Source organism: Periweissella ghanensis, from assembly GCF_918814755.1.
Taxonomy (GTDB): domain Bacteria; phylum Bacillota; class Bacilli; order Lactobacillales; family Lactobacillaceae; genus Periweissella; species Periweissella ghanensis.
The window spans coordinates 23,840-33,441 of sequence record NZ_CAKKNT010000020.1 but is presented as its reverse complement, the minus strand read 5'-3'; the positions used below and the strand labels follow the sequence as shown (position 1 = coordinate 33,441).

The window sequence follows — 9,602 nt, the reverse complement described above, 5'->3', positions numbered from 1 at the left end:
TGCAGATTCAACATCAGCATCAACAAGTGCTTCAGAAGCTAAATCAACTTCAATGAGCACTTCAGAAGCTAACTCAGAATCAGCAAGTACTTCAAAAGCTGCCTCAGAATCAGCATCAACATCAGTTGTAGATTCAACATCAGCATCAACAAGTACTTCAGAAGTTAACTCAACTTCAACAAGCACTTCAGTATCTGATTCAGAATCAGCATCAACATCAGTTGCAGATTCAACATCAGTATCAACAAGTACTTCAGAAGCTAAGTCAACTTCAGTATCTGGATCAGAATCAGCATCAACATCAGTTGCAGATTCAACATCAGCATCAACAAGTGCTTCAGAAGCTAAATCAACTTCAATGAGCACTTCAGAAGCTAACTCAGAATCAGCAAGTACTTCAAAAGCTGCCTCAGAATCAGCATCAACATCAGTTGTAGATTCAACATCATCATCAACAAGTACTTCAGAAGTTAAATCAACTTCAACAAGCACTTCAGTATCTGATTCAGAATCAGCATCAACATCAGTTGCAGATTCAACATCAGCATCAACAAGTGCTTCAGCATCTAATTCAGCATCAGCAAGTATGAACCCAGGTTCAGCATCAATCAGTGCTTCTACTTCAGATAGCACTTCAGTATCAACTGTAAACTCACAATCAACAAGTGCATCAATTTCAGATAGCATGTCATTGTCAGTTGTTAACTCACAATCAGCAAGTGCTTCAGTAAGTGACGCACCTGCATCACAATCAGCAAGTACTTCAAAAGCTGGATCAGAATCAGTATCAGTATCAACATCAGTTGTAGATTCAACGTCAGCATCAACAAGTACTTCAGTATCTGATTCAGCATCAGTAAGTGCTTCAACAATTGATTCAACTAGTGTATCAACATCAGATAGCATCTCAGCATCTATGTCTGATTCAAGTTCAGTAAGTGCCTCAACTTCTAAGAGTGGATCAATTTCAGAGACAACATCAACATCAACATCAAGTTCAGTTTCAGATAGTATGTCAATGTCATCTGTAAATTCAGCCTCAACAAGTGCTTCTACTTCTAAGAGTGCTTCTATTTCTGGAAGTAACTCAGTGTCAAACAGTGGTTCAACAAGTACTTCAACAAGTACTTCAGCATCAAACACTGCTTCAACTAGTCAAACTGTTACGCCTGTAGTTATTAACAGCAACAGTAGCAATGGTCAAAACACAACAGCTACTGTAACAACTAATGCCGCTGCTGGTGCAACAACTACATTGCCTAAAACAGACGAATCAGGATCTGAAAGTGCAGCCTTAACTGCTGTAGGTGTTGCCTTGAATGCAATCGGATTGTACGGTTTGGCTAAATTCTTTAAGAAAAACCGTGAAGCCAAATAATTTATTGAATTGGTAGTAAATTCTTCAATAAAATAGCTAGATAATCTCATTTAAGCAAATACAAATGAATTATCACATTACAAAAGACGATTATCCTTAATAAGGGATAATCGTTTTTTTGATGTATTTAAGAATATATTTATCGATTTTCTTATGGTTATATCATATAAAATGTTAAATATTTATATGATATATATAAATTAATCCTTATTGAGACTTATCTTTTTACAAATAGTAAATAATTAAGTATAGTTAAACGCGTACGTAATTTAGTTATTTTGAGATGCATATTAATATTAATTTAATCATGTATTATTGAATATTATGTTGTTTATCTTATTTAATGGATTATCAAATATATAAAAAAATAAAATTTATTAAGACTTATCTTTTTACAAATTTAGAAAAATTGAGTATATTAAAACACGTACATATGCGAATTGTATTTGGGGGGAGATATGAAAGCGAAGAATGAAAAACATTATTTTTCCATTGCACAAAAAGTTGTGGATCAAGCATCACGCTATCAAAAGATGAGTGATGATGAATTAAAGCAACAAACCACAATTTTGCGAAAGGAATTAGCAAGCGGTAAAAAATTGGATGATTTATTAATTCCAGCGTTTGCAACAGTTCGTGAAGCTGATCGTCGAGTTTTGGGAATGGAACCTTATTTCAATCAAATTGTGGGAGCAGTAGCATTATATTTTAATAATGTTGCTGAAATGAAGACTGGGGAAGGTAAAACACTTACAGCTACGATGACCATGTATCTTTATGGTTTAACTGGTCCGGGGAATTTTTTGATTACATCAAATACGTATTTAGCACTTCGGGATGGGAAAGATATTGGCCGAGTATACTCATGGCTTGGCTTAACCGTTGATGTTGGAGTTGCAACGAGTGAATTTGAAGAATCTGCCCGTGATAAAGAAAAAATTTATCAAGCAGATATTGTTTATACCACTAATAGTGCACTAGGATTTGATTATCTATTTGATAATTTAGCCTCGGACACTGAAGAACAGTATATAAAAGAGTTTAATTTTGCTTTGATTGATGAAATTGATGCCGTTTTATTGGATATGGCACAAACCCCATTGCTAATTTCTGGGGCACCACGGGTACAATCAAATTTATATACTTCTAGTGACCGGATGATTCAAAGTTTGCAAAAAGATATTGATTTTGAACAATCAGATGATTTAAAACGAATATGGTTTACAACAACTGGGATTGAGCATATCGAAGAAAAGTTGGGTATAACGAATTTGTTAGGAGCAGAATGGACCAGTGTCTATCGGCATCTGTTGTTAGCTTTACGAGCAAATTATTTATTTTTATTGAATCGAGATTATGTTGTTGAAAATCAGCAACTTGTCTTATTAGACAAAGTTAATGGTCGTAAATTGACGGGAACTAAATTACAAGCAGGTTTACATCAAGCAATTGAAGCAAAAGAGCACCTTGAGGTAAGTTTGGAAACACGGGCCATGGCATCAGTTACGTATCAAAATCTATTTAGAATGTTTAAACATCTTTCTGGGATGACAGGGACTGCTAGCACAGATAAACATGAATTTTTTGAAACATACGGCTTGGATGTTATAAAAATACCAACGCATAAACCGATTGCCCGAATTGATCATCCAGACGAGGTGTATCTTAGTAATCAAGCAAAAATTTTTGCATCACTAGAAGCAGTTAAAGCAGCCCATGCGATTGGTCGGCCCATCCTTATTGAAACCGGTTCTGTTTCAATGTCTGAATTATATTCCCATATTTTGTTGCGTGAAGGTATGTCACATACACTATTAAATGCAATGAGTGTTGCTAAGGAGGCTAGTATTATTAAATTAGCCGGGCAAAAAAATGCCATTACCGTAGCAACGTCAATGGCTGGCCGGGGAACCGATATTAAGTTAGGTCCTGGAGTGGAGGAACTCGGTGGATTGTTAGTTATTGGGACTGAACGGATGGCCAATGCGCGGGTTGATAACCAATTACGGGGACGCAGCGGTCGTCAAGGGAGTCCAGGTGAAAGTATTTTCTATGTTTCACTTGAAGATAAGTTAGTTTTGGAAAATGGTGGTAAACGCGTAAACCGTTTCCGTAGTAAGCTTGCTAAAAAACTAAGTGGTACTAATAAACTAAATGAAAAGCTTTCCGAAAGTCGACTAGCATTAAAAGCCGTAACAAAAGCTCAAAATGTCCAAAAGAATCAAGAAATAATGGAACGCTTTCAGACACTAGAATATGATCAAGTTTTAAAAAGTCAACGTGATACGCTGTACAAGACACGCAATAAAGTCTTAGAAGCAAATGACTATCGTAAAGTTATTGATCAGTCTGTAATAAGTGTGACATTGGACATGATAACAAAGCAAACCTTAACAGAAGAAGAACTATCAGATTTTTACTACAACAATGTTGCGTATGGATTTAAAATTCCAAGAGCGGTCTTAGGAACCCTAAAGAATCGTCGTTCATCAGAATTTTACCAGGCCTTTAAAGAAAGTTTGCAAGATGCAATTGCTGATAAATTAGCATCAATCAATGATGATAGCCAACGGATATACTATGAACGTTTAGTTATCCTAAAAGCACTTGATACCATGTGGATTGAACAAGTTGATCACTTACAACAACTTAAAAGTGTGGTAAGTGGTCGTAATTGGGGTCAACATAATCCATTTTTTGAATATCAACGTGAAGCAATTAAATCATTTGATTTAATGACTAAAGCAATCTTAAAACAAATTCTAAAGAATTTATTACTTGCTGACTTAATTAAGAATGAAGACGGCACTATTGATGTCGTCTTCCCATAAGGCGGGATTTATGAAAAAACACGAATTACTCAACAAAGGCTTATTTACAATTTTTATTTTAGTTGTTTTTACGCTTGGGAAAAATATTTTTTTACCAGGGGTCGATCCTACGCAATTTGAAAATTCATATGAAACAAGTTTTAGCTCATATGTCTTGTCATTAGTTACTGGTGGGAATCTTTCATTACCAACAATCTTTGCATTAGGAATTGGACCATATATGACATCATTGATGATTTGGCAACTTTTACCACTCATCGATAAAGACATTAATAAACGAATGTCAGAAAAACGTCGCGGAACCTATCAAAAAATATTAACCTTATTCTTTGCATGTTTCCAAGGATTCTTTACTTTTCAAACAATGACAGCCCAATTTCCAACGACAGGTAACATTCTTACATGGCGGATTCAAATTGTTAACGTGTTCGTATTGATTGCTGGGGCCATGTTTATTACTTGGTTAGCTGATATGAATGTACGTAAAGGACTTGGTGGGGCAACAATCCTAATTGTGCCCGGATTATTATTTAATTTACCATCAATTTTACACAATTTTGGTGGTCAAAAAATTCATTTCAGCCTTTTGGCAGGCGTTATTGGTTGGATAATTGTATTGTTTTTAGCATGGGTGGGGGTCTTTTTGAACCACTCTGAGTTAAGAATCAATGTCCAACGAACCGGTTTGGATAATGACTTTGCAAATTCTTACATTCCAATTAAAGCAATTCCTGCTGGATCAATGCCGTTAATGTTCGCGTTAACAATTTTTACAATTCCGCAATACTTACTCATGGCAAAGTTGCAGTACAGTAGTCCATCGATTTTGACAAAATTTTTATCATTTGAGAGTTGGCAAGGGGTTTTAATTTACGCTAGTTTAATGATTTTATTGGGAATCTGTTTTGCCTATGTTAATGTTCGGCCTAGTGATATTGCCAAAGATTTAAAGGAATCTGGTGATTATGTATTAGGATATTTACCTGGTGACGCAACTGAACAAATGTTGAATAAACATTTATTATTTATGACAGCGATTGGGAACATCTTTTTTGTTTGTATCACAGTTGTCCCATTAGTTGTGGGATTATGGGTGCCAATGGTACGACCATTATCATTTTTAATGAGTAGTGTAATTATTTTAGTTACGATTATTGATACTTTTATTGAAGAAGTTCGGACAATTTGGGAGCGACGGCACTATTCAATATTCAAACTATAATAAGCACCAAGATGTCTAGGGGGAGAACAATGCTACGATTAATGACCACATGGAACTGGAATGCGGTAGATATTAATTTTGATTATGTAGTTAATTTAGCTAATACACTGACTGATAATAAGGAAGAATTTGAATTAATAAGTACAAGTTATACGCCAGTATTACGCTATCAACTAGAAAGTCAAAATTTAAATAGTGCTAATGTTTGGTCATTGTATGATGAGTTACAGGGGATAACAATCAAGAATGGACAACCAATAACATTGGCTGATCTCGCATTACCGGAAAATGCAGAAATAATATATACACCATTTGGAATTAATGTATATTATTTGGATCAAATATATGCACGCCTTGTGCCGTATAACGATGCAATCCTATGCCAGGTAATTTATTTTGCTAACGGGCAGCAAGATGTCATCGATTATTATGATGACCGCGGCTTTTTATCAAGACGTGATCTTTTAGCCACACCAGATGAACCAGCACAAAGTTTTTACTTCAATCAACAGGGCCAATTAATGCTAAGTGAGCAAGTAACAAACACGGGAAATGGCATTACCATTTATCCGGTTGCGTATAGTAAGTTTAAACAGAAAAACTATGCTACTCTGCAAGCGGTTCTAATTGAAGTGTTTGATAAATACGCCCATTCAATTCAAGAACCATTTATTGTAACGGTTAATGATGTAACACCAACTGAGTTTATCCAAAAAGTAAGCTTAAAGTATCCAATCATACCTTATCTAGAACAAGCAACTTTAAATACCATTGTTGCTGATACGCTTACTAAACAATTACGAGAATTATTAGTCGCAGCCAAAAATGTTGTTATTCCAGAGCAAGAAGCCTATGAAAAGTTAATTGCAATGATTAAGAGCCAAAAATTAGCAATTGACCTTAAAAAAATTAAGGTTATTACACCCTATGCGATCCAACTAGATTTGGGGTTAAGTAATACGCTGGTTGAAACTAACATCTTAGTAAATGCAACTAAAAAAACCGCGGCGGAAACAATCAAAATAATTAAAAGTGTCTTAGAGCTAATGTTAAAAGATACTGATTTAACATTAATTATGGCGGTTGAAAATTCGACGGATACGCAGTTAATGATGACATCTATTAAAGAATATTTGAATGCAAAGTTAGCAATCAATGGTGATAATCCTGACTTAGGATTGATTGAAGAGTATGTCCTAGCTAAACAAGCGAATAAACCAAATCCGGATTTATTAAAAGCAATTCGAGAATTGGAAAAGAAAAATCCAATTGATTACAACAATATGGTTACGCTTGTTCAGACTTTGCATAATATAAGTTTTGAAAAGAACTTAAATAAAGATAAGTGGCATCAATTAATTTTGAAAGCACGTCTTTATGTCGATTTGAACAATAATTTGGATTTATATCCAGCTATGCAAGCCATTGAAACGGGAATCCCGTTATTACTTGCCAAAAAAGTTGAATTTTTACATGAACCAAATAATGGGGCTATCATTCAAACCTTGAAGCAACTTAATCACTACTTAGATAAGTATGTTTATGAGCTAAATGTTTGGAATGATACGCTCGTCTACGATGTTAAGTTAGGTAGTGCATATAGTGATACCAAGCTAATTACTAAGTGGAAGGAGGTTGGTTATGGAAAAGGAAAAGCAAAAAATTAAGGTTATTTGCTTAGGTGATAATGAAGCCGAATTTAGTAATTTTGATCAAAAAAAATCCGTGTATTTTTCAACGGCTAACTTATTTGATGGGATGTATAGCCAGGAAAAATTAAGTGCAATTCTTAAAGCGTGGGCGGATGATAAGATGCTACGGGATGTGCCGATTGCTTTAGGTAAGATTAAGCAATTTAAGCTAGAGCCAGAGTTGTACAAGCAATTGGTCCGATACACGCTGATTTATAATACGCATAATGATATAAGTGATGAGTCACAAGCCTTACTCAATTTGATTGCGGCAGTCCCAGTTGATTTTACTGATGCAACTGCAATTAAGGGAACTTTGAATTATGTTGTATTTGGTCGTCAAAATGGTTTTCGATTATCACCTGATGCCATTGAAATTGCACCACAATTCACAGGGGCAGTACAACGTAAGGGCCATGTGTTAATTTCGGTAACTAGTGATTTTAGCCAGGAAAAAAATGCACAAGTTCTTTCAGTAAAAATGAATAATTACTTACCAAAGAACTCATATTGGGATTACCTACCAGAATACGATATTGAAGGTGAGTTTGCTGAAGATGATATCTATTTCAAAATCTTTTTAATTCAAGAAGGTACGATGGATGTAATTGATACGCACATCGTAACGCAAAAAGAAATCAATGATGCAGGTTATGTTTTTGGTACGGGTGATCGGAATGTTTATCTTGCGACATCAATGTATGTCAAAGGTGGTAAAGGAACAATTAACCTCGGTCAAATCCATGTCCGTCAATCGCACCTATCACACGGTAAGATGATTTTGGGTGGTGATAGTATTAATGACAATAAGCAAAAGGTCGCAGGAGAAATCCTATACTACTTCAATCCAGGTGATTTTAAGCCACCATTGAATGTTTACTTTTCAGGTTATCGGACGTTGGAAGGATTTGAAGGTCAACGAATGATGCATGGAATGGGTTCGCCATTTTTATTAATTGCTGACTCAAGACTTGAAGGGGGCGCCTTTTACATGGGGAATCCCGATCTGGAAAATAAAGTTGTTGAAATCATAAAAAAGACTAGCCGCAGTATGGGTTTTAAAAATGATCAAATAGTCATGTCGGGATTGTCGATGGGAACGTTTGCTTCCTTATATTATGCACCTGATATTCGACCTGCTGCCGTAATTGTGGGGAAGCCGCTAGTTAATATTGGTGATGTGGCGCTTAACGAACGAATCAATCGGCCAGAAGTATTTCCAACGTCTTTAGACGTTTTGATGAATACAATGGGTGAAGTTAGTCAAGAAGCGGCTGAAAAATTGAATAAACGTTTTTGGACTAAGTTTAATCGCGGTGTATTAAAAAACACTAAATTCTTCATATCTTATATGGAAAATGATGATTATGATGAACATGCATTTCCACAATTATATGAAGAATTAAAAAAGCGTTATCCAAATGTCCAAATTATTCACCGGGGATTTATCGGGCGACATAATGATGATACTCCAGGAATCGTAGCGAGTTTCTTTAGACATTATAATTTTATCTTAGAGCATGACTTCGGTCGCATTTCAAAAGATGAGGTTAATTGATGATGACGACAAAACCAATCTTTAAAATTAATTGGGAAAACGCATTTGGTGATAGTTATAATTACGGGTCAACGATTCAGTTTCTAGAAGATAGTGTTGATTTTAGTAATCCATTGATGTCACCGAACTTGGCAATTATGACCTGGTATTCTAAACGAAATTTTTCAAATGATCGTGCATTTCCAACTTTACCAATTTTGGTGCATGGACATGAGTACACAATCAAGATGGATTATAACGTGGAGCCAGCAAATGGGGCTTACTGGGTCGTCAATTTCTATGGTGTTAATAATGAACAAATAGATCATTTAAATTTTGATGATTTAGCGGGGACGTTCATTTATCCAAATGATGCTACGCATTATGAAGTCAGCATTATGAATATTGGACATCAAAAAATTAATTTTAAAAACTTTACATTAGTTGATCACCTAGTGGCAACGCAGGTAGAGATTAATGTAAATGATAAATTTAATTTTGTAAGTGTTAAGCCATTACAAGCACCGAATAAAGTATTAAAAATTATCTTTTCACAGGTAAATGTGGCTAATGAGACATACCAACTTAATAGCTTAGATGAAAATATAATGTTTTGGCGTTTAAATGATTTTGATGCTAATAAATTGGATGATTTACAAATTTTACAATCAATTCGCGAGTGGTGGCATCTACTAGTGCAAGATGATGAACATTTGTCACTTTCGGTGTTAGAGCATATTTTATTTGAAAATAATTCCGGATTGACAAATCATACATTGCAACATGCTCTTAGGCACCAAGTTGAGATTGCATTGAAATTAGATGAATCATCGTTATTAGAACGGGAATTGTATCAAATTGCCAATCAGTTACAAAAAAATCCATGGCTAAAAATAGTCAAAAAAATGCAGACAAGCCACTAATAGGTGGATGTATATAGGGG

At 35.1% G+C, this 9,602-nt stretch carries 7 protein-coding genes; 6 read left to right on the top strand and 1 reads right to left on the bottom strand.

Features of this window, described 5'->3' with window-relative positions; translation table 11 throughout:
• Positions 1–1,143: MSCRAMM family adhesin SdrC (locus LQZ76_RS07105; protein ID WP_230099056.1), on the bottom strand; the 1,143-nt coding region annotated here is incomplete at its 3' end.
• Between LQZ76_RS07105 and LQZ76_RS07100 the strand changes: the two genes are divergently transcribed.
• The 6 genes from LQZ76_RS07100 (at position 1,091) to asp3 (ending at position 9,582) form a co-directional block, all read left to right on the top strand.
• Positions 1,091–1,378 (top strand): hypothetical protein, encoded by a 288-nt coding sequence (locus tag LQZ76_RS07100; RefSeq protein ID WP_230099055.1) that lies wholly within the window; start codon positions 1,091–1,093, stop codon positions 1,376–1,378. The genes LQZ76_RS07105 and LQZ76_RS07100 overlap by 53 nt on opposite strands.
• Before the next feature lie 458 nt (positions 1,379–1,836).
• Positions 1,837–4,209: an accessory Sec system translocase SecA2 gene (secA2, locus tag LQZ76_RS07095; RefSeq protein ID WP_230099054.1), complete on the top strand. Its 2,373-nt coding sequence runs from the start codon at positions 1,837–1,839 to the stop codon at positions 4,207–4,209.
• A gap of 10 nt (positions 4,210–4,219) precedes the next feature.
• Positions 4,220–5,431, top strand: coding sequence for an accessory Sec system protein translocase subunit SecY2 (locus LQZ76_RS07090; protein WP_230099053.1), 1,212 nt, complete (start codon positions 4,220–4,222; stop codon positions 5,429–5,431).
• An 11-nt stretch (positions 5,432–5,442) separates the two neighbouring features.
• On the top strand, positions 5,443–7,098 hold the full coding sequence (gene asp1 / locus LQZ76_RS07085; protein ID WP_284705994.1) for an accessory Sec system protein Asp1: 1,656 nt from the start codon (positions 5,443–5,445) through the stop codon (positions 7,096–7,098).
• Positions 7,073–8,680, top strand: a complete 1,608-nt coding sequence (gene asp2, locus LQZ76_RS07080) for an accessory Sec system protein Asp2 (RefSeq protein WP_230099051.1) — start codon at positions 7,073–7,075, stop codon at positions 8,678–8,680. The genes asp1 and asp2 overlap by 26 nt, the downstream gene beginning before the upstream one ends.
• A complete protein-coding gene (gene asp3 / locus LQZ76_RS07075) occupies positions 8,680–9,582 on the top strand; it encodes an accessory Sec system protein Asp3 (RefSeq protein WP_230099050.1) in 903 nt (300 codons plus the stop codon). The genes asp2 and asp3 overlap by 1 nt, the downstream gene beginning before the upstream one ends.
• The last annotated feature ends 20 nt before the right edge of the window (positions 9,583–9,602 follow it).